General features: G+C 63.7%; 22 protein-coding genes. 9 read left to right on the top strand and 13 right to left on the bottom strand.

Features of this window, described 5'->3' with window-relative positions; genetic code table 11:
* Positions 1 to 15: 15 nt before the first annotated feature.
* Positions 16 to 1,401 (top strand): M20/M25/M40 family metallo-hydrolase, encoded by a 1,386-nt coding sequence (locus tag ATN00_RS16165; RefSeq protein WP_082635228.1) that lies wholly within the window; start codon positions 16 to 18, stop codon positions 1,399 to 1,401.
* Positions 1,402 to 1,478: 77 nt separating this feature from the next.
* Here the strand turns inward: ATN00_RS16165 and leuA are convergent, their stop codons facing one another.
* From leuA to miaA, 9 genes are all read right to left on the bottom strand, one after another.
* On the bottom strand, positions 1,479 to 3,152 hold the full coding sequence (gene leuA, locus ATN00_RS16160) for a 2-isopropylmalate synthase (protein WP_062066345.1): 1,674 nt from the start codon (positions 3,150 to 3,152) through the stop codon (positions 1,479 to 1,481).
* A 256-nt stretch (positions 3,153 to 3,408) separates the two neighbouring features.
* A complete protein-coding gene (locus ATN00_RS16155) occupies positions 3,409 to 4,020 on the bottom strand; it encodes a YceI family protein (RefSeq protein ID WP_062066341.1) in 612 nt (203 codons plus the stop codon).
* A gap of 6 nt (positions 4,021 to 4,026) precedes the next feature.
* Entirely contained in the window at positions 4,027 to 4,647 is a 621-nt protein-coding gene (locus tag ATN00_RS16150) for a YceI family protein (protein WP_062066339.1), read from the bottom strand.
* Between the two features lie 126 nt (positions 4,648 to 4,773).
* Positions 4,774 to 5,763 carry a hypothetical protein gene (locus ATN00_RS16145; RefSeq protein WP_062066336.1) on the bottom strand — a complete coding sequence of 330 codons (990 nt, stop codon included), beginning with the start codon at positions 5,761 to 5,763 and terminating at the stop codon, positions 4,774 to 4,776.
* An 18-nt stretch (positions 5,764 to 5,781) separates the two neighbouring features.
* Positions 5,782 to 6,801, bottom strand: coding sequence for a ketol-acid reductoisomerase (gene ilvC / locus ATN00_RS16140; RefSeq protein ID WP_062066333.1), 1,020 nt, complete (start codon positions 6,799 to 6,801; stop codon positions 5,782 to 5,784).
* A gap of 134 nt (positions 6,802 to 6,935) precedes the next feature.
* Positions 6,936 to 7,451 (bottom strand): acetolactate synthase small subunit, encoded by a 516-nt coding sequence (gene ilvN, locus ATN00_RS16135; protein ID WP_062066330.1) that lies wholly within the window; start codon positions 7,449 to 7,451, stop codon positions 6,936 to 6,938.
* A complete protein-coding gene (locus tag ATN00_RS16130; RefSeq protein WP_062066328.1) occupies positions 7,451 to 7,801 on the bottom strand; it encodes a hypothetical protein in 351 nt (116 codons plus the stop codon). Before ATN00_RS16130 ends, ilvN begins: the two co-directional genes overlap by 1 nt.
* Complete coding sequence (locus tag ATN00_RS16125; RefSeq protein WP_062066326.1) at positions 7,798 to 9,546, bottom strand: acetolactate synthase 3 large subunit; 1,749 nt, start codon at positions 9,544 to 9,546, stop codon at positions 7,798 to 7,800. Before ATN00_RS16125 ends, ATN00_RS16130 begins: the two co-directional genes overlap by 4 nt.
* Before the next feature lie 100 nt (positions 9,547 to 9,646).
* Entirely contained in the window at positions 9,647 to 10,591 is a 945-nt protein-coding gene (miaA, locus tag ATN00_RS16120) for a tRNA (adenosine(37)-N6)-dimethylallyltransferase MiaA (RefSeq protein ID WP_062066323.1), read from the bottom strand.
* On the opposite strand from miaA, the gene serB reads away from it, so the two are divergent.
* From serB to ATN00_RS16105, 3 genes are all read left to right on the top strand, one after another.
* Complete coding sequence (gene serB, locus ATN00_RS16115) at positions 10,590 to 11,465, top strand: phosphoserine phosphatase SerB (protein ID WP_062066320.1); 876 nt, start codon at positions 10,590 to 10,592, stop codon at positions 11,463 to 11,465. The two genes, miaA and serB, sit on opposite strands and share 2 nt — an antisense overlap.
* Positions 11,466 to 11,630: 165 nt before the next feature.
* Entirely contained in the window at positions 11,631 to 11,888 is a 258-nt protein-coding gene (locus ATN00_RS16110; protein ID WP_062066317.1) for a hypothetical protein, read from the top strand.
* On the top strand, positions 11,837 to 13,450 hold the full coding sequence (locus ATN00_RS16105; protein WP_475630838.1) for a L,D-transpeptidase scaffold domain-containing protein: 1,614 nt from the start codon (positions 11,837 to 11,839) through the stop codon (positions 13,448 to 13,450). The genes ATN00_RS16110 and ATN00_RS16105 overlap by 52 nt, the downstream gene beginning before the upstream one ends.
* A gap of 76 nt (positions 13,451 to 13,526) precedes the next feature.
* On the opposite strand, the gene ATN00_RS16100 is transcribed toward ATN00_RS16105, so the two are convergent.
* Positions 13,527 to 14,273, bottom strand: a complete 747-nt coding sequence (locus tag ATN00_RS16100; RefSeq protein ID WP_062068882.1) for a glutaredoxin family protein — start codon at positions 14,271 to 14,273, stop codon at positions 13,527 to 13,529.
* A gap of 72 nt (positions 14,274 to 14,345) precedes the next feature.
* On the opposite strand from ATN00_RS16100, the gene ATN00_RS16095 reads away from it, so the two are divergent.
* Positions 14,346 to 14,726 carry a MerR family transcriptional regulator gene (locus ATN00_RS16095; protein ID WP_062066314.1) on the top strand — a complete coding sequence of 127 codons (381 nt, stop codon included), beginning with the start codon at positions 14,346 to 14,348 and terminating at the stop codon, positions 14,724 to 14,726.
* A 93-nt stretch (positions 14,727 to 14,819) separates the two neighbouring features.
* Here the strand turns inward: ATN00_RS16095 and ruvX are convergent, their stop codons facing one another.
* Positions 14,820 to 15,296, bottom strand: a complete 477-nt coding sequence (ruvX, locus tag ATN00_RS16090; RefSeq protein ID WP_021246739.1) for a Holliday junction resolvase RuvX — start codon at positions 15,294 to 15,296, stop codon at positions 14,820 to 14,822.
* Positions 15,293 to 16,408, bottom strand: a complete 1,116-nt coding sequence (locus ATN00_RS16085) for a DUF3089 domain-containing protein (RefSeq protein ID WP_062066310.1) — start codon at positions 16,406 to 16,408, stop codon at positions 15,293 to 15,295. The genes ruvX and ATN00_RS16085 overlap by 4 nt, the downstream gene beginning before the upstream one ends.
* 123 nt (positions 16,409 to 16,531) lie before the next feature.
* On the opposite strand from ATN00_RS16085, the gene gatC reads away from it, so the two are divergent.
* From gatC to gatB, 4 genes are read left to right on the top strand one after another with little or no spacing between them, the layout of a single operon-like run.
* Positions 16,532 to 16,819, top strand: a complete 288-nt coding sequence (gene gatC, locus ATN00_RS16080; RefSeq protein ID WP_021246737.1) for an Asp-tRNA(Asn)/Glu-tRNA(Gln) amidotransferase subunit GatC — start codon at positions 16,532 to 16,534, stop codon at positions 16,817 to 16,819.
* Positions 16,819 to 18,321, top strand: coding sequence for an Asp-tRNA(Asn)/Glu-tRNA(Gln) amidotransferase subunit GatA (gene gatA, locus ATN00_RS16075; protein WP_062066307.1), 1,503 nt, complete (start codon positions 16,819 to 16,821; stop codon positions 18,319 to 18,321). Before gatC ends, gatA begins: the two co-directional genes overlap by 1 nt.
* A gap of 39 nt (positions 18,322 to 18,360) precedes the next feature.
* The gene (locus ATN00_RS16070) at positions 18,361 to 18,780 is read left to right on the top strand and encodes a hypothetical protein (RefSeq protein WP_062066304.1); all 420 of its coding nucleotides are present in this window, start codon (positions 18,361 to 18,363) and stop codon (positions 18,778 to 18,780) included.
* Positions 18,777 to 20,273: an Asp-tRNA(Asn)/Glu-tRNA(Gln) amidotransferase subunit GatB gene (gene gatB / locus ATN00_RS16065; RefSeq protein ID WP_062066300.1), complete on the top strand. Its 1,497-nt coding sequence runs from the start codon at positions 18,777 to 18,779 to the stop codon at positions 20,271 to 20,273. Before ATN00_RS16070 ends, gatB begins: the two co-directional genes overlap by 4 nt.
* Before the next feature lie 430 nt (positions 20,274 to 20,703).
* Here gatB and ATN00_RS16060 read toward each other — a convergent pair whose 3' ends face one another.
* On the bottom strand, positions 20,704 to 23,925 hold the full coding sequence (locus ATN00_RS16060; protein WP_062066297.1) for an autotransporter outer membrane beta-barrel domain-containing protein: 3,222 nt from the start codon (positions 23,923 to 23,925) through the stop codon (positions 20,704 to 20,706).
* Between the last annotated feature and the right edge of the window lie 56 nt (positions 23,926 to 23,981).

Here is a 23,981-nt window from a genome sequence, read left to right as displayed (position 1 = left end):
GCAAGGGAGAGAGACATGATGGACAAGGGACGCGTGGGGATCGGCTTGCTGGCACTCACGGGCAGTGTGGCTGCGGCGGCACCTGCCGCCTTGGCTGCGCCGGACATTGCCCTTGCAAAGGCCGTGCTCATGAAATCCGTCGCCTTCCGCACGGTGGAGGGCGCAGGGGAGGTGCCGAAGCTGGCGGCCTATTATGCCTCCGTCCTCAAGGATGCGGGTTTTGCCGACAAGGATATAGAGATCACGCCGATCGGCGAAACAGCGACCTTTGCGGCGACATGGCGGGGCACGGACCCGGCGCTGAAGCCGCTGCTGATGATCGGGCATATGGACGTGGTGGCGGCGAACCGGGCGGACTGGACGCGCGATCCTTTCGTGCCGGTCGAGGAAAATGGCTATATTTTCGGGCGGGGTACGGAGGATAATAAATATGACGTCGCCATGATGGTGACCACGCTTGCGGGCCTTAAGAAAGAAGGATGGAAACCGCGCCGGACGATCATCCTGCTGCTGTCGGGAGATGAGGAAACCGATATGCGGACGACGCGGGCGCTGGCGGTGAAATATAAGGACGCCGAACTGCTGCTGAATGGCGATGGCGGCGGCGGATTGCTGGATGAGGAAGGAAAGCCCGTTCTGTATCAATTGCAGGCGGGTGAGAAGACCTATGCGGATTTCCAGATCGGATTCACCGATCCGGGTGGGCATTCCAGCGCGCCGACGCCGGGCAATCCCATCTATCGCATGGCCAAAGCCATTGACCGGATTGCGGCCTACAAATTCGCGCCGATGCGAAACGAACTGACTGAGGCGTCGATGCGGCTATCGGCGGACCGGATCGGCGGCGATATGGGGGCGGCGATGAAGCGCTTTGCCGAGACGGGCGACAAGGACGCGGCGGAGATATTGTCGACGCGGCCGGAATTTGTGGGGCAGGTGCGAACGACATGCGTTGCGACCATGGCGCAGGCGGGCCATGCGCTGAACGCCCTGCCGCAGAGCGCGAAGGTTAGCGTCAATTGCCGCATCTTTCCAGGTGTCGGTGTCGATGCCGTGAAGGCGGAACTGGTGAAGGCTGTCAATGATCCGGGCGCGACCTTTACGACGCTGGGCGATCCGGTGGCGAGCGACGCTTCCCCCCTGCGGGCCGATGTGGTGAAGGCGGTGACGGCGGCGGTCACGGCGCGCTATCCGGGGATACCGGTGATGCCGAGCATGTCGGCGGGCGCGACGGACAGTCTGCATTTCCGGGCGCTGGGCGTACCGAGCTATGGCGTGGGTAGCCTGTTCATGCGGGCGGAGGACGGCTTTGCCCATGGGCTGAACGAGCGCGCGCCGGTGGGCGGGATTCCTTCTGCTCTGCGGCAGTGGGAGAGCGTTTTGAAGGCGCTGGCGAAATGAGAGGCATTTGATTCCATGAACGAAATAGCGAAGGGAAAGCACTTTCCCATCGCTATTTCATTTCGGATCAGTAACGATCAGGCGCCCCCCGCGACGCTGTTGGCGGCGGAGAGGACGGCCTGGACCGATGCGGTCGCGACGTCCGTGTCCGTGCCGATCCCGAAGACCGTGCGACCGTCGGACGTGCGGCATTCGACATAGGCGGCGGCAGCCACGTCCGTCCCCGCGCCGATGGCATGTTCGCTGTAATCGGCGATGTCCAGATCGACACCCAGTTCGTCGCGCAGCGCCGCCAGCACGGAGGAAAGCAGGCCGTTGCCGCGCCCGGAAATCGACCGCTCGCCGCCCTGATAGGCGATCTTGCCGGTGAAGATGCGATCGCCCGCCGCGCCGCCTTCATGATAGTCGATCAGCCGATAGGGCTGGTCACCGGACAGGCGGTAATGATCCTCGAACGCCCCCCAGATATCGGCGGCATTGAGTTCGCGGCTGCTTTGGTCGGCCAGAGCCTGCACAACTCGCGAGAAATCCGCCTGCATCCGCTTGGGCAGCTTCAGCCCCTTGTCCTGCTGCAAGACCCAGGCGACGCCGCCCTTGCCGGATTGCGAATTGACGCGGATGACCGCTTCGTAATTGCGGCCCAGATCGGCGGGATCGATGGGCAGATAGGGCACGTCCCAGATTTCGTCGTTGCGAACCTCCTGCGCGGCGAAACCCTTTTTGATCGCATCCTGATGGCTGCCCGAAAAGGCCGTGAAGACCAGTTCGCCGCCATAGGGATGGCGCGGATGAACGGGCAGCTGGTTGCAATATTCGACCGTCTGGATGACCTCGTCTATGTCGGAGAAGTCGAGGCCGGGATTGATCCCCTGCGAATACATGTTGAGCGCGACCGTCACGATGTCGCAATTGCCGGTGCGCTCGCCATTGCCGAACATGCAGCCTTCCACGCGATCCGCGCCCGCCATGATGCCCAGTTCGGCCGCCGCGACGCCGGTGCCCCGGTCATTGTGCGTGTGCAGCGAGATGACCACGCTGTCGCGCCGCGAAATGTGGCGGCAGAACCATTCGATCTGATCGGCATAGATGTTGGGCGTTGCCGCTTCGACCGTGGCGGGCAGGTTCAGGATCAGCGGACGGTCCGGCGTCGGCTGGAGAATGTCGATTACGGCCTCGCAGCATTCCAGGCTGAAATCCAGTTCCGCGGTGGAGAAGGTTTCGGGGCTATATTCGAAATACCAGTCGGTATCCGGCTGCCTGGCGGCATTGTCGCGCAGCAGTTTGGCGGCGTGGACCGCGATCGCCTTGATCTCTGGCTGTTCCATGCCAAAGACGATGCGGCGCCATGCGGGCGAAATCGCATTATAGACATGGACGATGGCGCGTTTCGCGCCGCGCAGGGATTCAAAGGTCGTGGCGATCAGATCTTCGCGCGCCTGGGTCAGGACTTGAGGCGTCACATCGTCGGGGATACGGTCGGAACGGACCAGATCCTGAATGAAGTCGAACTCGGTCGCCCCTGCCGAGGGGAAGCCTACTTCGATTTCCTTGACGCCGATCTTCACCAGCAGATCGAAGAAGCGGGTCTTTTTTTCCGCATTCATCGGGTCGATCAGCGACTGATTGCCATCGCGCAGATCGGTCGAGAGCCAGCGCGGCGGCGCGGTGATGATCCGGCTGGGCCACTGGCGGTCGGGCAGGTCGACCTGCGGGAAGGGGCGGTATTTGGCGGAAGGATCGGTCAGCATCATCGGAAAGGCTACTTCTCTGCTACGGGCGTGTGTCTCACATGCCCGATGGAACGACTGTTTGCTTGAAGGTGCCCTTAGGCGTCTTGCCGGCCCATGAAAATGGCGCGCAGCACAAATATCACGCCTAAGGGCGTGTAAGTCGTAGCAGGGGTAGGAGCACGCGCTGCGTCATGAACAGCGCCATAACCCCATTCGTCGGGTTGCGTCCAGTCGTTTCTTGTGCGGCGCCCGTTGCCCTTATTCCCGCCTGCCTGTCCTATAGCTGCCGGAATGTGGCGTCGATGGAGAGATCCACGCGATTGGCGACGAAAGGACGGCCATAGCTCATGCCGAACTGGCTGCGCTTGACGGCGGCATTGCCGGTAAAGCGCAGCGCGGGCTTCGCACCGCTCAATATATCGGGATCAAGCCCCATGAAGCGGACGGCGATGGCGATCGGGCGGGTCTGGCCGTGCATGGTCAGTTCGCCGTGAATCGCCAGCACATTATTGTCGCCGATGGACGCATCGTTCGCAGCGAAACGAACGGTGGGATAGCGATCCATGTCGAAGAAACTCGCGCTCTTCAACATCTGGTCGGTGGAGGCGTCCCCGGTGGTGAGGCGATCGACCGGGAAGCTGATGTCGATATCCGCGTGGCCGGAACGGCGCGGGTGGATGACAACGGTGCCGCCGGGCTCGATAAAATCGCCCTGATAGCTGCCAAACAGCGATTTCACCTGGAAATGGACGCGGGTGCGATGGGAGTCGACCGCGTAGGTGCCGGGCGGATAGCGGTCCTGATCCAGCCCGGCCGTGGCGGCGGGCTTCGCCGGAACGAGCGGCAGCATGATGAGACATGCCGCCGCCCGCGTCGGGAGCGCCCGCATGGCCGCCTACTGCTTTTCGAAGGCGGCGACGATCTTCAACTCGATCGTATCGCCGACCATGGGGACGCCATAGCTCATGCCGAAATCGCTGCGCTTGACCGCGGTGGTGGCGGTGAAGCCGATATTCTCCTTCTTGGACATGGGATGGATGCCTGCGCCATAGAAATCGGCATCCAGCGTTACCGGCTTCGTGATGCCCTTGATGGTGAGGTTGCCCGTGATTTCGGCATCATCGCCATCGACCTTCACGCCGGTCGACACGAAGGTCGCCTTGGGGAATTTGGCCGCATCGAAGAAATCCGCTTTCATGAGATGCGCGTCGAGTTCGGTCACGCCGGTCTTGAGGTTCGCGACGGGAATATCGACCGAAACCTTTGCGGCGGCAGGATTTTTCGGGTCGAGCGTCAGCGTGCCGGTGGGCTGGGCGATGATCCCCAGATTGTTGCTGAATCCCATATGGTCATAGGCGAAAACGATCTGCGTATGAGTGGGTTCGATCACATAGTTGCCGCCGGTGACCTTTGAGACATCCTTTGTACCGGGGGCGGGGGGCATCTGCTGCGCGACGACGACGGAGCCTCCGGCAAGCGCGACCAGGGCGGCGGCGGGGATCAGATATTTCCGCATTTCGCAAACTCTCCAAAACGTTCAAGGGGCGCAGCCAGAATAGGCCACGTCCCTTGATTGTTCCAGAGCTGTAATTGGAAACGGATCGTTCTGAACGGCAGGCGGGCAACCTTCCCCGTCATGGCCCTATGGATATTGCTGGCGGTTGAGATGCGCGATCCGGTCAACCAGATCGAAATGCTCGAAAACAGCCGCAATCTGACTGGACGCCTTCTGGACCGATCCGCAGTAATTGTCGTGGCGCAATGCTGACGCCTGACTGCCGGACAAGGAATGATGCTTGGGCGAATGGCCCAGATTCGTTGCAGCGACAGGCGTGTCGCGCAGAAGGCTCATCGCCTTGAACCATACGTCGTCTTCGGTTGGGCAAAGCGCCCGAAAAGTCGCGATGTCAAACACCCGCGCGTCCATGCAGCCAGGCGGATAGAGTATCCCACCCGTCCCATAAGCAAAAAAGTCATAGCCCATACGAAGCGGACGGCTGGGCGCATCAATCTCCCTGACCTGCGTCTTGGGAGTCATGAGGCGGCCTTCCTTTGCCGTGCGAACCTTGCCGTCCCGTCCGATCCGTAATTGCCGGACCCAATTGCCGACGATTGCATGAGGCGCCTGCTCGGCCGTTCTGAGCAATGTCTCCAGGCTGTTGGGGGGTGCGTAAAAGTCATCGTCAAAAGTGATGACATGATGGTTCGAATATCTCTCCAGCGCGTATATCAGTTTGGTATGCGGACCGACATCGGGCACGAAATGGATGTTGAGGCCCATATCCTGGAGCCGGATCAGGGATTCCGGCAACAGGCCGATATCGATGTCGTTCGAGAGATAAAGATTGACGCTTTCGGGCCGGACGGTCTGAAGCAGCATGGATTCGACAGCCATTCCCACGGTTCCAAGCCGATGCCGCGTGGTCGTGACGCTGGCTACCAGCCCGGGACGAGCAATGCCCGGCAGGATCGGAGCGGACTTCAATATTGCCGACATTTGCCGTGCGTGGAGATTGATCGCCAGATTGCACTGATAATCGCTCATGCGCCGGGCATGGTCGAGCCGGATCAGTAAAAACAGGGCGGCAATAAATGCCGCCCCGGAAAGGATCAACGATGTGAAGAGTAGCACCCCCTCTACTCTTCCGCGTCAATTCTTGTCTTTGTCGACCAGCTTGTTCGCGCCGATCCAGGGCATCATGGCGCGGAGCTGTTCGCCGGTCTTTTCGATCGGGTGCTGGGCCTGAAGCTTCCGCTTGGCCTTCATTTCCGGATAGCCGGTCTTGATGTCGGTCATGAAGCGCTGAACGAACTTGCCCTGCTGGATGTCGGCGAGGACGCGCTTCATTTCGGCCTTCGTCTCGTCGGTGATGACGCGCGGGCCGGTGTGGTAATCGCCATATTCGGCGGTGTTCGAGATCGAATAGCGCATGTTCGCGATGCCGCCTTCATACATCAGGTCGACGATCAGCTTCACTTCATGGAGGCATTCGAAATAGGCCATTTCCGGCGAGTAGCCCGCTTCGGTCAGGGTTTCGAAACCCGCCATGATGAGGTGCGTCAGGCCGCCGCACAGCACCGCCTGCTCACCGAACAGGTCGGTTTCGCACTCTTCCTTGAAATCGGTCTGGATAACGCCCGACCGGCCGCCGCCGACGCCGCTGGCGTAGGACAGGGCGATGTCATGGGCGTTGCCGGTCGCGTCCTGGTGGATGGCGATCAGGCAGGGCACGCCGCCGCCGCGCTGATATTCGCTGCGGACGGTGTGGCCGGGGCCCTTGGGCGCGATCATGATGACGTCGACGTCGGGGCGCGGTTCGATCAGGCCGAAATGGACGTTGAGGCCGTGCGCGAAGGCGAGCGCCGCGCCGGGCTTCAGGTTCGCGTGGATGTCGGCGGCGTAGATTTCAGCCTGGAACTCGTCGGGGGCGAGGATCATGAGGACGTCGGCCCATGCGGCGGCTTCGGCGTTGGGCAGAACCTTGAAACCCGCGCCTTCGGCCTTCTTGGCGCTGGCGGAACCGGGGCGGAGCGCGATCGCGACTTCCGCGACGCCGCTGTCGCGCAGGTTCTGGGCGTGGGCGTGGCCCTGGCTGCCGTAACCGAGAATGGCTACCTTCTTGCCCTTGATGAGGCCGATGTCCGCGTCGCGATCGTAATAAACCTTCATGTGACGTTCCTTCTTTCTGTCCTTTTGCTCCCTGATGGAGCTGTGATTGCTGTGGTGAGCGGGGCGGCCCTCACCCTCCCATCGCGGTGCGATGGACCCCTCCCTCTCCCGCTCGCGGGAGAGGGGCGATAATGTCAGGCCAACTCCTTGCCGCGCGTCAGGCCGACCACGCCGGTGCGGCCGACTTCCACCAGGCCGATCTGGCGCATCAGGGCGACGAAATTGTCGATCTTGTCCGTCGTGCCCGTGATTTCGAAAATGAAGCTTTCGATAGTCGTGTCGACCACCTTGGCGCGGAACACGTCGGCGAGGCGCAGCGCCTCGATCCGGTCCTCGCCCGTGCCCGCAACCTTCACCAGAGCGAGTTCGCGTTCCACGAAGGGACCGGCTTCGGTGAGGTCCGTCACCTTGTGCACCGGCACCAGCCGTTCCAGCTGAGCGATGATCTGGTCGATCACCTTGGGCGGGCCGCCGGTGACGATGGTGATGCGGCTGATCGCATGATCGGTGGTGATGTCCGCCACCGTCAGGCTGTCGATATTATAGCCGCGCGCGGTGAACAGCCCGGCGATGCGGGCCAATATGCCCGCCTCGTTCGCGACCGTCAGCGACAGGACGTGCCGCTCGCTCAGTTCTTCCTGGATATGCATCAGATGCCTGTTCCGTTGTCCGGTTCTTCTGTGCGCTCATGGCGCTGTGAGATCATGCCCGCAAAGGCGTAGTGCCATGCTCCATCATCGCGATAGGCGAGGCGGACGGGAAAGCCCGCCACCGCGTCGAACATCCGCGTCAGATGCTCGCCCACATAGCGCGGCCCGGCCAGAAGGCGGCCAATGCGGCGCTCATGGAAATCGAACCCTTCGTCCAGATGCACTTCCCATTCCTCATTGTCCGGATCGATATGATCGATGGTCCAGCCCGTCAGTTCAGCCGTGCCCGCGGATCGTTCGAAATCCCAGGGCTCGCTTACATGGACGCGGAGCTTGAGATGCTGCGTCACACCAGCGCCTTCGCCTCGTCCGACAGGCTGCCCGACACCTGGCTGGGATCGAGCAGCATGTCGGTATGCGCTGCGCCCGACGGGATCATCGGGAAACAGTTGGACAGTTTCGCCACGCGGCAATCCACGATCACCGGGCCGGGCGTGTCGATCATCTGGCGGATGCCCGCCGCCAGTTCCTGCGGCCCTTCGATGCGGATGCCGGTCCAGCCATAGGCTTCGGCCAGCTTCACGAAGTCGGGCAGGCTGTCCGAATAGCTGTTGGAATAACGGCTTTCATAGGTCAGTTCCTGCCACTGGCGGACCATGCCCATATATTCGTTGTTCAGGATGAAGAGCTTGACCGGCGTGCGATACTGGCTGGCGGTGCCCATTTCCTGAATGTTCATCTGAACCGAAGCGTCGCCCGCCACGCAGATGACGAGGCTGTCGGGATTGCCGACCTGCGCGCCGATGGCGGCCGGGAAACCATAGCCCATGGTGCCCAGCCCCCCGGAAGTCAGCCATTTGTTCGGCGCGTCGAAACCGAAATGCTGGGCCGCCCACATCTGATGCTGGCCCACTTCGGTGGTGATGATCACATCCTTGGCCGAGCGCGTCGCCTTGTAGAGTTGCGCGATCGCTTCCTGCGGCATGATCTCTTCGCGGCTTTCGGGATAGGCGAGGCTTTGCTTTTCGCGCCAGCCGTCGATCTGCTTCCACCATGCGGACAGGTCCGCCCTATGATGGCCCCGCGATTTCCAGAGCGCGATCATGTCGGCCATGGCGCTGCCCACGTCGGCGACGATGGGCAGATCGACCTCGACCGTCTTGTTGATCGAGCTGCGGTCGATGTCGATATGAACCTTGCGGCTGTTGGGTGCGAAGGCGTCCAGGCGGCCGGTCACGCGATCGTCAAAGCGCGCGCCGATGCACAGGATCAGGTCCGCCTGATTCATCGCCCAATTGGCTTCATAGGTGCCGTGCATCCCCAGCATTCCGAGCCATTGCGGCGAGGAGGCGGGGAAGGCGCCCAGACCCATCAGCGTCGAAGTGACGGGCGCGCCGGTGATGGCGGCCAGTTCGCGCAGCAGACGGGTGGCTTCGGGACCGGAGTTGATGACGCCGCCGCCGGTGTAGAAGATCGGGCGCTGCGCCGCCGCCAGCATTTCGACTACCGTGTCTATGGCCTTTGCGTCCGCCTTGGTCTGCGGGCGATAGCTGGCATGGGCGATGCCTTCGGGCTTCTTATAAGGCGCGGTCGCGATCTGGACATTTTTGGGAATGTCGATGACGACCGGGCCGGGGCGGCCGGTAGTGGCGATGTGGAACGCTTCATGAATGACGCCGGCCAGCTTGCCGGGGTCTTTCACCAGATAATTATGCTTGGTGCAATGGCGCGTGATGCCGACCGTATCCGCTTCCTGAAAAGCGTCGGTGCCGATCAGCTGCGTGGGAACCTGCCCGGTGATGACGACCATCGGTATGGAATCCATCAGCGCGTCGGTGATGCCGGTGACGGCGTTGGTCGCGCCGGGGCCGGAGGTGACGAGCACCACGCCGGGCTTCCCGGTCGAGCGGGCATAGCCTTCCGCCATATGGGTCGCGCCCTGTTCGTGACGGACGAGGACGTGGCGGATCTTCGGATGGTTGAAAAGCGCGTCATAAATGGGCAGCACCGCTCCGCCCGGATAACCGAACACGACTTCGACGCCCAGATCGATCAGGCATTCAACCAAAATGTCCGCGCCGCTCTTTTCGGCCACGATGAAATCCTTCCCTTGCGTGCGAGGCAGCCCTTTGCGCCCGGATGAGCGGAAAGGCAAGGTGGGTGCCTCTATTGGATATAAAATGGCAAGTCAACAGTCATTGTTGTAATTTAATTACTAATTCAGCAATTAATCCTGCATCTATATGTCCTATTTCGCGATGCCAGTCGAGCGGGGGCTGGCGGGAGAACCAGGTATATTGGCGTTTGGCATATTGGCGGGTGGCGATGCGGCCACGTTCCATCATGGTGGCGCGGTCGATTGTCCCAGCCAGCCATGCGGCGATTTCCGGCACGCCGATGGCGCGCATGGCGGGGAGGTCGGGCGACAGGTTGCGGGCGAGGAGAGCTTCGACTTCCTTGACCGCGCCGGTGTCCACCATCTGCCCGAAGCGCAAGTCACAGCGGGCGATCAGCCAATCGCGCGGAGGCAGGAGGATAAGGGGGGAGAGCGTGATGCGGTGAGCGATGCCGCCGCTTTTATGCCTTTGCCATTCCGAGAGAGGCTTGCCGGTGGAGCGGATCACTTCCAGCGCACGGGCGACGCGGGTGGTGTCGGCGGAGGCGAGCCGAGCGGCGGCGTCCGGGTCTTCCTGCGCGAGGGCGGTATGGGCCTGCGCCACGGGGAGGGCGCGGACGGCTTCGCGGATGGCGGGGTCGATATCCGGCACCGGCGCCAGGCCGTCGAGCAGGGTGCGGATATACATGCCCGTTCCGCCGACGAGGATGGGGAGGCGGCCTTCGCCATGGGCGCGGTCTATTTCCGCGCGCGCCTGAGCGGCCCAGCGGGCGGCGGTGCAGGCTTCCGCCCCGTCGATATGGCCGAAGAGGCGGTGCGGAGCCTGGGCCATATCCTCCGCGCCGGGACGGGCGGAGAGGATTTGCAGGTCGGCATAGACCTGGCTGGCGTCCGCATTGATGACGGTGCCGTTTGCCGTTTGAGCGAGCGCGATGGCAAGCGCGCTCTTGCCGCTGGCGGTAGGCCCGGCAATAAGCGCGACGCGTGGGCGGGATTCGCCCGCTTCGGGATCGGGAGTGTTCATGTTCGTCGCGACCTTAGTGGCAAGTGCGTCCTTGAGTCAGGGGGATATTGCGGAAGCGGTCGGGCGGCTCTCCGTCGCCGGTTGCGCGCCGGTCGATAGCGCATGGCTGGACGAGGGCAAGGCGGCGGACATCTTCTTCGGCGCGGACCCGGTGACGGCGCGGGCTGTTCTCGCCGATCTGGGCGCGGTGGACGTGATCGTCCAGCCCGCCCAGGGGCGCGAAAAGAAGCTGCTGATCGCGGACATGGATTCCACCATGATCACCGTCGAGTGCATCGACGAACTGGCCGACTATGCCGGGATCAAGGCGCAGATCGCGGAGATCACAGAACGGGCGATGCGCGGCGAGCTGGACTTTGCGGGCGCGCTGCATGAACGGGTGGCGCTGCTGAAAGGGCTGGAGGATGCGGCCATCGACCGCTGCCGGGACGAACGGGTCGTCATCATGGGGGGCGCCAAAGCGCTGGTCCGCACGATGAAGGCGCGGGGCGCGCGGACGCTGCTGGTGTCGGGCGGGTTCACGCGCTTCACCGGGCCGGTCGCCGACGAGATCGGCTTCGACAGCGCGGTCGCCAATGTGCTGGAGATTGCGGATGGGGCGCTGCTGGGCACGGTGACGGTGCCGATCGTGGATGCGGCGCGCAAGCGGGCGGAACTGGAAGCGGCGATCGCGGGCGGGATCGACCGGACGCTGACTCTGGCGGTGGGCGATGGCGCGAACGATATTCCGATGATCGAGGGAGCAGGGCTGGGCGTCGCCTATCATGCCAAGCCCAAGACGCGGGCGGCGGCCGATGCGGAGATCGTGCATGGCGACTTGTCAGTGCTTCTCTACGCGCAAGGCATCGCATCGGCGGAATGGGCGCAGGACTGATAGGGCGGGTTTTAACGGTTGATCTCGGTTAAGGCTCCGTTCGCCGTCATTGCGGTTCGGTAATGGAATCCTTTCCGCCTCTGGGTCGTTGGAGGTCGGCTGCGTCCTGCAGCATTGAGTAGTGTAGGGCTTCCGCCGTTGGTGCGGACGCCACAGGGAGATGCTATGAATATTCGGCAAATGGCTCTGGCCGCCGCAGGGGTGCTCGCTTTGAGCGCCTGCGCCTCCACCAAGGATGAACCCGTAGCGCCAGCGCCGCCGCTGGGGCCGGGTGCGATAGCCGGCACGGTCGCGGCAGACCGTGATGGAGACGGTATCATCGACGGATATTACACCGCCGACGGCATCTATAATGCGATCCAGGGGCCGCCTTGCCCGCCGCCTCCGCCGCCCATGCCTTCCCGCCGGGGAGAACGCGGCTGATCACCCGACCTTTCAGGGCGCGGCATATCCGCCGCGCCCCTTCCTTTGTCCCAATCCTGATCCTTGGCCTGATGGTGAGCGCGGGCGTCGCGCCGGTTGCGCGTGCCCAGGATGCCGCCGTGAAGGAAACCCCCGCGCGGTCGAGCGTGGCGGCGGAAATCCGCGCGCAGGTCGGCGGCAAGCTGCGAGACTTCTACGGGCCGCGCGGATTTTGGCCGGTGTGGGTCGAGAAGGACGCCGTGGGGCCGCAGGCGGATGCGCTGCTGAAGCTGATCGACAGCGCGGAGGCCGATGGGCTGAAACCCGGCAACTACGATCCCAAAGGGTTGCGCCGCGCCATCGAGGACGCGAACGGCAGCGGCGATCCCAAGGCGCTGGCCCGCGCGGAACTGGCGCTGTCCAAGAGTTTCGCGAAGCTGGTCGCCGACATGCGGGCGCCTTCGCGGGCGGTGAAGATGCGCTATCTGGACCCCGAAGTGGAACCGCGCGATCCCGGCCCGGCGGACATATTGCGCGCCGCGGCGGTGACATCCTCATTCGAGGAATATGTGGCGCAGGCGGGCTGGATGAGCCCCTTCTACATGCAATTGCGAAAGGCGCGGGCAGGTTATGGCAAGACATGGGCAAATCTGCCCGATGTGGCGGTGCCCACGGGCCTGAAATGGAAACCGGGCGTGAAGGGACCTGGCGTTGGCGCACTGCGCGAGCGGCTGGGGCTGTCGGCAGGCGGCGGGTATGACAAGGCGCTGGCGGCGAAGGTCAAGGCGTTTCAGGACGACCATGGCCTGACGCCCGACGGCATTGCGGGCACGCAGACGGTGACGGCGCTCAATCGCGGGCCGAAATATTATGCGCGGGCGCTGGCGCTCAATATGGAGCGGACGCGGCTGCTGCCGGGGCCATGGGTGCGGCATGTGGTGGTGGACGCCGCTTCGGCGCGGCTCTGGTATTATAGCGGTGGCAAGCTCGACGGCACGATGAAGGTCGTGGTCGGCGCGAAGGAAAGCCAGACGCCGATGATGGCGGGCATGATCCGCTATGCGACGCTCAAGCCCTATTGGAACGTGCCGCCCGATCTGGTCGAGCGCAAGATCGCGCCCAAGATACTGGACGGCGCCTCGCTCCGGAAAATGAACTATGAGGCTTTGTCGGACTGGAGCGCCAACCCGCAGAAGCTCGACCAGAGCAGCATCGATTGGCAGGCTGTGGCGTCCGGGCAGCAGGAACTGCGCGTGCGGGAACTGCCGGGGCGGGCCAATTCCATGGGGCGGATGAAGTTCATGTTCCCCAACGATCTGGGCATTTATCTGCACGACACGCCCTCGCGCGATCTGTTCGGCAAGCCCGCGCGGCAGTTCAGCAATGGCTGTGTCCGGCTGGAGGATGCGCCAAGGCTGGGCAAATGGTTCTTCGGCAAGGCGCTGACCACCGATTCCGACAAGCCGGAGCAGCACAGGCCGCTGCCCCAGCCGGTGCCGGTCTACCTCACCTATCTGACCGCTACGCCGGGGAAGGATGGCGTGGGATTCCTGCCCGATGTCTATGGCAGGGATGGGGAATAGGAGTTCATTCCGGGCGAAGTCGAGAAAGGAGAGAATGGCTCCGTCGTTTTTCGACAGGCTCAAAACGAACCGGGTCTTAAATTCCCGCCAGCATCCAGAGCGCCATCGCCACCATCATGACGTTTTCGGTGAGCGAGACGAACCCCAGCGGCACATTGCTGTTGCCGCCGACGCAGGCGCATTTGAGTTCGCGCCCGTCGATATAGACCGCCTTGAACACCGACACCGCGCCGATGCCGCCGATGAACAGGGCGACGGGGATCGACAGCCAGCTGAGCGAATGGGTGAGCATCAGCGTGCCCGCGCCCAGTTCCAGAAAGGGATAGGCTTTGCCATAGGGCGGCAGGCGGCGGGCGAGCAGGTCATAATTCAGGAACATGGTCGCGAAACGGTCCACATCCTGTAGCTTCAGCATGGCGAGCAGCATCATGGCGGCGGCGATGAAACGCTCGACCGTCAGGATGCCGATGAGCGGCGCCAGGGTCAGCCAACTGATCGACAGGGCGAGGAGCGCCGCCACCGCAAAGACCGCGAGCACGGGCACATAGCTGGTCGCGCCCGGATCGCGGACCTTTAGGCCCAGATAGCGGCGCAGGTCGTCATGGCCGCCGATCCGCCGGCCGTCGATGAAGATTTGCGGCGTCGTCTGGACGTCATGCTGCGCCTTGAACGCATCGGTTTCCTCTCGGGTGGTGAGCCAGTGATCCTCGACTGCATAGCCGCGCCGCCGGAGCAGCCAGCGCGCCTTGATGCCATAGGGGCAGATATGTTTGGGCATCACCATCCGATAGAGGACGGCCTTCTTTTGCGGGGCGCTGGTCATGAGCATCCTTTTCTTGCGCGTAATACGGATGCTTCCCATATAGGTTCCGTACCATGGTACGGAGTCAAGGGCATGACGACGATTTCCGGTTTGGCGAAGGAAGGCGGCGTCGGGGTGGAGACGGTGCGCTTCTATCAAAGGCGCGGTTTGCTGGGGACGCCGGAGCGGGCCGGTGGCGTGCGGCGATACGGCGCGCAGGACGTGCGGCGGTTGAAATTCATTCGCGGCGCGCAGGCGGCGGGCTTCACGCTGGAGCAGATCGGGGAATTGCTGACGCTGGATGCGGGACAGGACCGGGCGAGGGCGCGGGAACTGGCGGCGGAGCGGCTGGCGGCATTGGATGCGAAGATCGCGGAGCTTGAAGCGGCGCGGATGTCGCTGCGGCGGCTGGCGCGGGAGTGCGGGGCCAGCGAGGAGGGGCCTTGTCCGATCATATCGGCGTTTGAGGGGTGAGGGTGGTTAATGGGGTGAGGTTTGTGTTCCAGGGGCAATGACCATTTCCGGCCATTTGCGGTCATCCACCCATAACCGCCCCCAGCGCGGACTTTAGAAGCCCGCCATCAGCCCGTCTATCGCGCCTTGCAGGATGTAGCTTGCCGCCAGCTTGTCGACCAGTTCGTCGCGGCGGGCGCGGCTGGCGTCGGCTTCCAGCAATGTGCGCGTCACCGCCTGCGTCGACCAGCGTTCGTCCCAGAGGAGGATCGGGCGGCCAAGGTCCGCTATGTTGCGGGCGAAGGCGCGGCTCGCCTGACAGCGTGGGCTTTCGCTGCCGTCGAGGTTGAGGGGGAGGCCGATGACCACGCCCTTCACCTGCTGCTGGTCCATGAAGGCGGCGAGCGCGATCTTGTCCTTGCTGAACTTCCCGCGCGAGACGGTGTGGGCGGGGCTGGCGATGGACCAGCCCGCGTCGCACAGCGCAAGGCCGATGGTCTTGGTGCCGACGTCCATGCCGATCAGGCGGCCGCCTTGCGGCAAGGCTTCACGGAAGACGGCGCGGTCGGTGGTGAGGATGGGGGCGCTCATTTCAGGAACGCCGCCAACCGCGCGCGGGCGTCTTCGCGCACATCGGCCCAGAACAGGTTGTAGTCATAGACGTGGTAATTGTTGCCGGGCAGGGTGAACGGCCCCATGTCCACCGGCTCCCCGATCAGCAGGAAGCCATTGTCCGCGCAGCGTGCGGGGACGGCGGCGGAGACGAGCAGGGCGGGCTTGTCGTCCTCCCTGCTCTGGAGCGTGCCGCGATTGGCGCTGGCGGGAGCCGCACCGTTGCGCGTGCCGGTCAGCGGGTTGGTGCAGAGCATGTGGGTGCCTTTGCGCGGCTTTCCGGTGAGGCCCTTATGCGCGTCGAACAGGGTGAGGACGGCGGAGGGATCAGCCGGTTCGGCATAGCTCTGCCAGCTCAGGATGCAGCGCGCCTGATCCCGCTTCACGCAAGCGGGCAGGCCCAGGGCGGGCAGATCCGCTTCGACCGAGATGGGCCAGCCGACGACATAGGCGGCGACGATCCTTGCCGCGACGGGCTTGCCCGCGACCTGATCGCGCATCAGGCGGAGCAGGTGGAGCGATCCCTGACTATGCGCGGCGAGGATGATGGGGCCTGTGGGATTGGCCTTGAGGAAGGCGGCGAAGGCTTGCGAAACGTCGCGATAGGCGGCGTCGATGGCCTGATCGCCTGCGGGCTTGTCGGTCAGGAAGGCGCCGTAATTGGCCTGACGGTAGCGCGGCGCCCAGATCGCGCCTGCCGCATTGAAGGCGCTGGCCTGTTCCTTCACGAAGCGGCGGGCGGTGCTCAGCGAATCCTTGTCGTCCAGCCGCATGTTCCAATGCGCGTCGCCCAGCGCGGTGATGTAGGAGGTGGGGTGGATGAAGAAAACCGCCGCTTTTTGCGCGGTCGGCGCGTCCTTGACGCCCGCGGGGGTCCAGAGGGCCGGATTGTCCCGAGCGATGTCGGGGCGGGCGATCCACATCTTCGGATCGTCATAGGCGTTGGCGGGCAGCGGCTGGAGCGGAGCGAAGGCTTCGCGCGGGACCATGACGGCGCGGATCATCTGATTGCCCCAGAGGCGATAGGCCAGCAAAGCCGCGATCACCAGAAAGATGAGGGTCGCGACGATATAGAGGAATTTGCGGGCCACCCATGCTCTCCGTTGCGTGGGCGCGGCGGCCCTGTGCGTCGCGGCCTGTCTGGCGCAAGGGCGGGGCGCTGGCAAGTCGCGAAACGGCTTGAAGCGGGCAGGTGCGGATGCTAGCGGCGAGCCATGTCTATAGACCTTCAGACCGTCAAGAAGATCGCCAGCCTCTCACGCATTTCGGTGAGCGATGCCGAAGCGCAGGCCATGGTGCCCGAACTCAACAACATCCTGGGATGGGTGGAGCAACTGGGTGAGGTGGACGTGACCGGCGTTCAGCCGATGACCGCCGTCATCCCCAACCATCAGCGCCTGCGCGAGGACGTCGTGACTGACGGCGATGTGCGCGACAAGGTGCTGGCGAACGCGCCACAGGCCGAACATGGCTTTTTCGCGGTGCCCAAGGTGATCGAATAATGCCGAATTCCACAGATAAGAACGCTTTGACCGATCTGACGGTCGCGGAAATCCGCGACGGCTTTCGTGGCGGCGCTTTTTCGGCGCGCGAAGTGGCCGAGGCGTTCAACGCCAATGTGGCCGCGGCGAAGGCGCTCAATGCCTTTATCGTCGAGACGCCGGAAAAGGCTCTGGCAGCCGCCGATGCCGCCGACAGGGCGAAGGCGGCGGGCGAGGCTTTGAAGCCGCTGGCGGGCGTGCCCATCGGCATGAAGGATTTGTTCTGCACCGAGGGCGTGCAGACCACCGCCGCGTCGCACATGCTGGAAGGCTTTACGCCGACCTATGAATCCACCGTGTCGAAGAAGCTGTGGGATGCGGGCGCGGGGATGCTGGGGAAGCTGAACCTCGACCAGTTCGCCATGGGGTCGTCCAACGAGACGAGCTATTTCGGCAATGTGATCTCTCCCTGGAAGCGCAAGGGCGGGGATAATGCCGCGCTGGCGCCCGGCGGGTCTTCGGGCGGGTCTTCGGCGGCGATCGCGGCGCGGCTCTGCCCGGCGGCGACGGGGACCGATACGGGCGGATCGATCCGTCAGCCCGCGGCTTTCACGGGCATTTCGGGGATCAAGCCGACCTATGGCCGCTGCTCGCGCTGGGGGATCGTGGCGTTCGCTTCGTCGCTCGATCAGGCGGGGCCGATGGCGCGGACGGTGCGGGACAATGCCATCCTGCTGGAAACGATGTCGGGCTTCGATCCCAAGGATTCGACTTCGCTCGATCTGGCGGTGCCGCAGTGGGAAGCGGGGCTTTCGAGCGACCTGCGCGGCAGGAAGGTTGGCATTCCCAAGGAATATCGCCCCGACGGCCTGAATGCGGAAATCGCGGCGCTGTGGGACCGGGGCATCGAATGGCTGAAGGATGCGGGCGCGGAAGTGGTCGAGGTGTCGCTGCCGCATACGCAATATGCGCTGCCGACCTATTATATCATCGCGCCGGCGGAGGCTTCTTCGAACCTCGCGCGCTATGACGGGGTGCGCTATGGGCAGCGCGACTTGCCGGACGGGGCGGGCTTGCAGGACATGTATGCCGCGACCCGTGCCGCGGGGTTCGGGCCGGAGGTCAAGCGCCGGATCATGATCGGCACCTATGTGCTGTCGGCGGGCTTCTACGACGCTTATTATACGCAGGCGCAGAAGGTCCGGGCGCTGATCGCGCGCGATTTCGAACTGGCTTTCGAAAAGTGCGACCTGCTGCTGACGCCGACAGCGCCGAGCGCCTCCTTCGCGCTGGGCGAGAAGCAGGCCGATCCGCTGGCCATGTATCTGAACGATGTGTTCACGGTGCCCGCGTCGCTTGCCGGACTGCCCGCGATGGCGGTGCCGGGCGGGCTGGACACGCAGGGGTTGCCGCTGGGCTTGCAGATCATCGGCAGGGCGCTGGACGAGCAAACCGTGCTGAACGCGGGTCTGGCGATCGAAGAACGGGCGGGCTTCGTCGCGCGGCCGAGCAAGTGGTGGTAATCGCGGCGGGTCGCTGACTCGGCCGGCATCGGAGCAAGCGTGGTGAGATCGGGCGGTTTTCGGGAACGTAATGTCGAAGTGCTGCGGGAGGCGCAGAATGCGCTGAACGTCGCTTTCGGCGCGATCTTGAGCGCCTATATCGGCAATTCGCTGACCGACATCGACAATCGGCCGTTCGACCATGTGCTGCTCGCCAAATTCTTCGTCCTCATCGCACTCTTCATCCTGGGGCTGTGCGTGGGCAATGCGGTCATCCTGCGCGGCGAATTTTGGATGGGCGGGCTTTTCCTGGCTGGCGCATTGGCGGCGGCGCTGCTCGCCCATCATGTCGGCGCCGAACTGGGTTTTGAGGTTGTCGTCCTGCGCGTCTTGACGGCATGTTGGGTCTTTGGCCTGCTCGGCAGCAATGCAGTCCTGACCACGATCAACTATATTCATCATCGGAACATGAACAAATGAGCAGCTATCGCATTCAGGGCGCAACCGGCGAGTGGGAAGTCGTGATCGGCCTGGAGGTCCACGCGCAGGTGACGAGCAACGCGAAGCTCTTTTCCGGGGCGGCGACCGCTTTCGGGGCGGAGCCGAACACGCAGGTGAGCCTGGTCGACGCGGCGATGCCGGGCATGTTGCCCGTGCCGAACCGCGAATGCATCCGACAGGCGGTGCGGACCGGCATGGCGATCAATGCCCAGATCAACAAATGGTCGCGTTTCGACCGCAAGAATTATTTCTACGCCGATCTGCCGCAGGGATATCAGATCAGCCAGCTTTATCACCCCATCGTGGGCGAGGGCGAGATCGAGATCAATCTCGATGAAAAGAACCCCGACGCGCAAACCAAGGTGATCGGCATCGAACGCATCCATGTCGAACAGGATGCAGGCAAGCTGATGCACGATCAGCATCCGACGCGCTCCTATGTCGACCTCAACCGTTCGGGCGTGGCACTGATGGAGATCGTGTCGAAGCCGGATATGCGTTCTCCTGCCGAAGCAGGGGCTTATCTGTCAAAGCTGAGAACGATTCTGCGCTATGTCGGGTCGTGCGACGGCAATATGGATCAGGGGTCGATGCGCGCCGACGTGAACGTTTCGGTCCGCAAGCCGGGAGAAGCGTTCGGGACTCGCACAGAGACGAAGAACGTCAATTCGGTCCGCTTCGTCATGGCGGTGGTCGAATATGAAGCGAGCCGTCAGGTCGATGTGCTGGAGGCCGGGGGCACGGTGGTGCAGGAAACCCGCCTCTATGATCCGGACAAGAATGAAACGCGCTCCATGCGGTCGAAGGAAGACGCGCATGACTATCGCTATTTCCCCGACCCGGACCTGTTGCCGCTGGAACTGGAGGATGCGTTTCTGGAGGAATGCCGCCAGTCGCTGCCGGAACTGCCGGACGCCAAGCGCAAGCGTTATGAACAGGATCTGGGGCTGAGCGCCTATAATGCCGCCACGTTGACGGCCGACGCGGATACCGCGCGCTGGTTCGAGGCGCTGCTGGCCGAAGGCGCGCGCATCCAGAAGAAGAGCGAGGGCGCAGTGGCCAAGGCTTCGGCCAACTGGCTGCTGTCGGAGCTTTATGGCGCGCTCAACCGGCTTGGGCGGACGCTGGAGGACAGCCCCGTGACGCCGGAGGATGGCTCGGAACTGCTGGCGCTGGTCGCGGACGGCACGATTTCGGGCACCATCGCCAAGCAGGTGTTCGAGATCATGCTCGAAACCGGCGGGAAACCCGCGAAGATCGTCGAGGAAAAGGGCCTCAAACAGACCAGCGACACCGGCGCGATCGAGGCGGCGGTGGCCAAGGTGCTGGCCGACAATGGCGACAAGGTCGAGCAATATCGGGGCGGCAAGGAAGCGCTGTTCGGCTTCTTCGTGGGACAGACCATGAAGGCGATGCAGGGCAAGGCCAATCCGCAGGTGGTGAACGAACTGCTGAAGAAGGCGCTGGGCTGACGGAACAAGCCTTGGTTCCATGTCGGCTGGTTTGGGGCTAGTTGCGGATGTTCTTTTTCGCTTCTCCCCCTGGGGAGAAGTTGGAAAAGGGGGAGGAAGGCGAAGCTGCGCGCTATCCAGCGAGCGGCCCATGCCCCCTCACCCAGATACGACCAGCCAGCAAGCCGCCTAGTCTCCGCAAGCTCGGCCAGTGTTACGCGCCTCAGGCCGACTCCCAAGGGGCGAGGGATAAAATTATGCCCGCAATCCACCCAAGCCCACCATTCGGCACAGGTTTCAAAACGGCATAATCTGCAAAAAAAGAAAGGGCGCCGTCATGGGGGACGGCGCCCTTTCCCTTTCAAGGCCATGATCCCCGGGGGAGGGGACATGGCGTGACCGGCGGATCTGGAGGGTCTGGGGTTCGACCCGCCGGTTCATCTTCAAGACGTCACAGGATGAAGTTTACCGTCGCGCGAAATGCTATGGCGACGTGGTTTTGCTGTTCCTCGGCGCTGAACTCTCCGCCCACGCGGAAGCTGTCGGTGCCGCCGATCAGGCGCGCGCGCCCGGTCCAGCCATTGGTGCGATCATCCGCGACCAGCGTGAACTGCTCGCCGCCCTTGAAATAGGCCACGGTGTCACCCAGCGATCCGCCGATGATCTGGCGGCGTCCGCCCTCCAGTTCGAAGCGGACCCAGCCTTCCTGCGGATCGAGGCTGCCGAAATCATAGCCGGCCGTGACGGTGCCGTTGGCTGTCAGTTCGTCGCTGGTGCGGCCGAGCACGGTCAGGTTGAACGCATCGCCGCCGCCGCTTTCGACATAGCCCTTTTCCTTGAGGCGGTAATAGTCGATCCCGGCCGCCGGACGCAGCGACAGGCGGCCCATCCGTTTCTCATAAGAGACGCCCGCCGTGGCGGAATAGAGCTTGCCCGACCAGTCGCCCTCGGTTGAGCGCGATACGGTCCCGCTGGCGAAACGACGTGTGCCCGTGAAGTCGATATGCGCGGCCGAGACGCGGGCAAAGGCCTGAAGCGGACCGAAATCGCCACGCCAGTGCGCCGCCAGTTCGAACTGGTCGGAATCGACCGCAAGGTTGCTGCCGCCCTTGGAATCGCTGCCGTGGATATAGGCGAAGGAGCCGCCGAACGCGCCGATGCCAGTCAGATATTCGACGCCCGCATTCGCGCCCCAGCCGTTGATGTCATAGGATGCGGTGTTGCCCACGCTCTTGGAACTGCCGAATGCGACCTGTTGCAGCCAGAAGCCCAGCCGTCCGTCCTTGGTGCGATAGATGCCGCCCGGATCGGAGAGGATGCGCGCGGTGGCGCGGGAACCGGATGTGACCGCTTCGAACGTGCCGCCCGCATGATCCGGCAGCATCTGTTGCAGATTGGCCTTGAGCGCATCGCCGTCCGCGACCGCCAGATAGGCGTTGGCGACCGCGCTGTCATTGTCGAGCGCGTTGAAGACCGCCTGATAGGCGCGCGCCTGGGAGCCGGACAGGCCAAGCTCCGTCACGCTTTTCGCCGCGACGCTCAGGGTGACTTCGCCCGTGCCGTTGTCGGCGGTTACGCTACCCTTGAACATATAGGGAAGCAGTGTCGTGCCGGACAGCGAGGGCGAACCGTTGAGCGATCCAGCCCGGACGATGACATAATCGCCCGCCGCGCCCTTGACGTTGGTCATGGTCGCCTTGACCTGCGAGCCGTCCGCGAAGCTGGCCGCACCGGCCACGTCATAGGTGGTGTGCGTCCCGTTCGCGCCGTCGATGGTCACGCCGATGATGGAGCCGGAGCCAGCCTGAAGCGAGGCCAGCGCGATCGATCCGGTGTTGGTGGCATTGAGCGTGCCGCCGCTTAGCACCAGCGCGGTCTGGCCGCTGTTCAGCAGTTTTCCGGTGAAGCTCGCCGTGTCGGACAGCGTCATGCTGCTGCCCTGGCCCGCAAAGTCGACGTCGCCGGTCACTTTCGACGTGTTGGTAAGGCTGAGCGTGCCGGTCCCCGCGCCGAAAGAGATGTTGCCGCTATGGCTGGCGCTGCCCGACAGGGCCAGGCTGTCATCGCCCGCGCCCATGCTGATGTTACCGGCGACCGATCCCGCCGATACGGTCATGACGTCATTGCCCGATCCCAGCCGGACATCGCCGACGATGGACGGCGCATCGGCCTTTTCCGACGCCAGGGATTGTCCCAATGTCACGCCGCTGCTGTTGGCGCTGAGGTCGATGGCGACATTCGATCCGGCCTTGCCGCCTGTCGCGCTGATCTTGCCGCTGTTGGTCAGGGTGGAAACGGTGCCGGACGAATCGACAATGGCGACCGCCGTGCCTTTTTCATCGCTGCCCGCCTTGGCCTGCACCGTGCCGCTGACGGCAATGGTGCTGGCATGTGCGCCCGCATCGATCACGATGCCGCGGGCGGAGGTGCCGTCCTTGCTGGAGCCGTTCGCGCCCACGGTGCCGGAAATCTCCAACTTGTCCGCTGTGGCCCCCGATCCAAGGCGCAGCGCGGTCGCGTTGCTGTCATAGGATGTGGCGGAAATAGACCCTGCGACGAGCACGCCTTTTGCAACGGTGACGTCGCCGCCCAGCCCGCCGATGACCAGACCATTGGCGTCGACGCCATCATAGACGCCGGCGCCGCCGATCGCGCCCTTCACGATCAGGCCGTATCCGGAACTTTCCGCAGCGACGGCGCCGATGCTGGTGTCGCGATCCGCCGCGCCGATCTGGACCGCGGCGGCCGAACCATAAGTGAGGATGGAGGCGCTGCCTTCGTTGCTGTCGGTCAGGCCGTCATCATCGATGTCGGTATCGTCCTCATCATCCTGGTCGGTGCGGGTGGGGGGAACGTCGAAGATGATGCCGCCCGTCACATTGCCCGCGATGCGAACCGCCGAACCGCCCTGAAGCAGGTCGTCGGCATCCAGCTTGCTGGTATCGGCGGGCCGAGTGGTGGAACGATAGCCGGAACTGGCGATGGTGCCCTGAATCTTGATCGCGCCGTCGACATCCCCCAGCAACGCCGCGCCGACGCTGTTCGCGCCCTGCACGGTGGTCGATCCACGCAGCGTGACGTTGCCGGTCACGTCATTGGCAAGCACGCCATAGCTGTTGTCGCCCACCACATTGATCGTGCCGCTGGTGGAAAGATTACCCGTCAGCGGGGCGTCCAGGCGGATGCCCGCCGATTGATTGCCCTCGATCGTGATGGTGCCGCTATGGTCGATCGCGCCGTTATGGGCAGTGCCGGACTGGACCCAGATGCCCTTCTTGTTCGATCCCTTGGCGAAGGGGCCGTCCAGATCGCCGTCATCGTCGTCGTCCTTGGCGGTATAATCTTCCGTCAGCGTGATCGTGCCGCTGTTGGTGATGGCGCCCGTCGTGCCGGGGGCCACGATGATGCCGGTCACATTGTTGGCGTCGTTGATCGTCAGCGTGCCCGCATTAGTGACCTTGTTGTTGCTGTCCATCGTGATGGCCGCGCCGCTGGTCAGCTTGATGGAGCCGCCCGACGTGACATTGATGTCGTCCGCCGCGCCATTGGCGACGGTGGAAGTCTTGACCGCCGTGGTCGTGCTGGAATCGATCTTGGTTTCCGCCGAAGCAGGAGCAGCCGCCAGGGCCGCCAGAACGGGCGTGATGGCCGTGCAGGCCAAGAGATGTCGCATGATGTCTCCTCTGCGTGGGCGCGCTTTCTTTCGTGCGCCTGTGCGAGAGGGACGCT

The organism is Sphingobium baderi (assembly GCF_001456115.1).
Classification (GTDB): Bacteria; Pseudomonadota; Alphaproteobacteria; order Sphingomonadales; family Sphingomonadaceae; genus Sphingobium; species Sphingobium baderi_A.
This window is presented reverse-complemented; position numbering and strand designations above follow the sequence as displayed.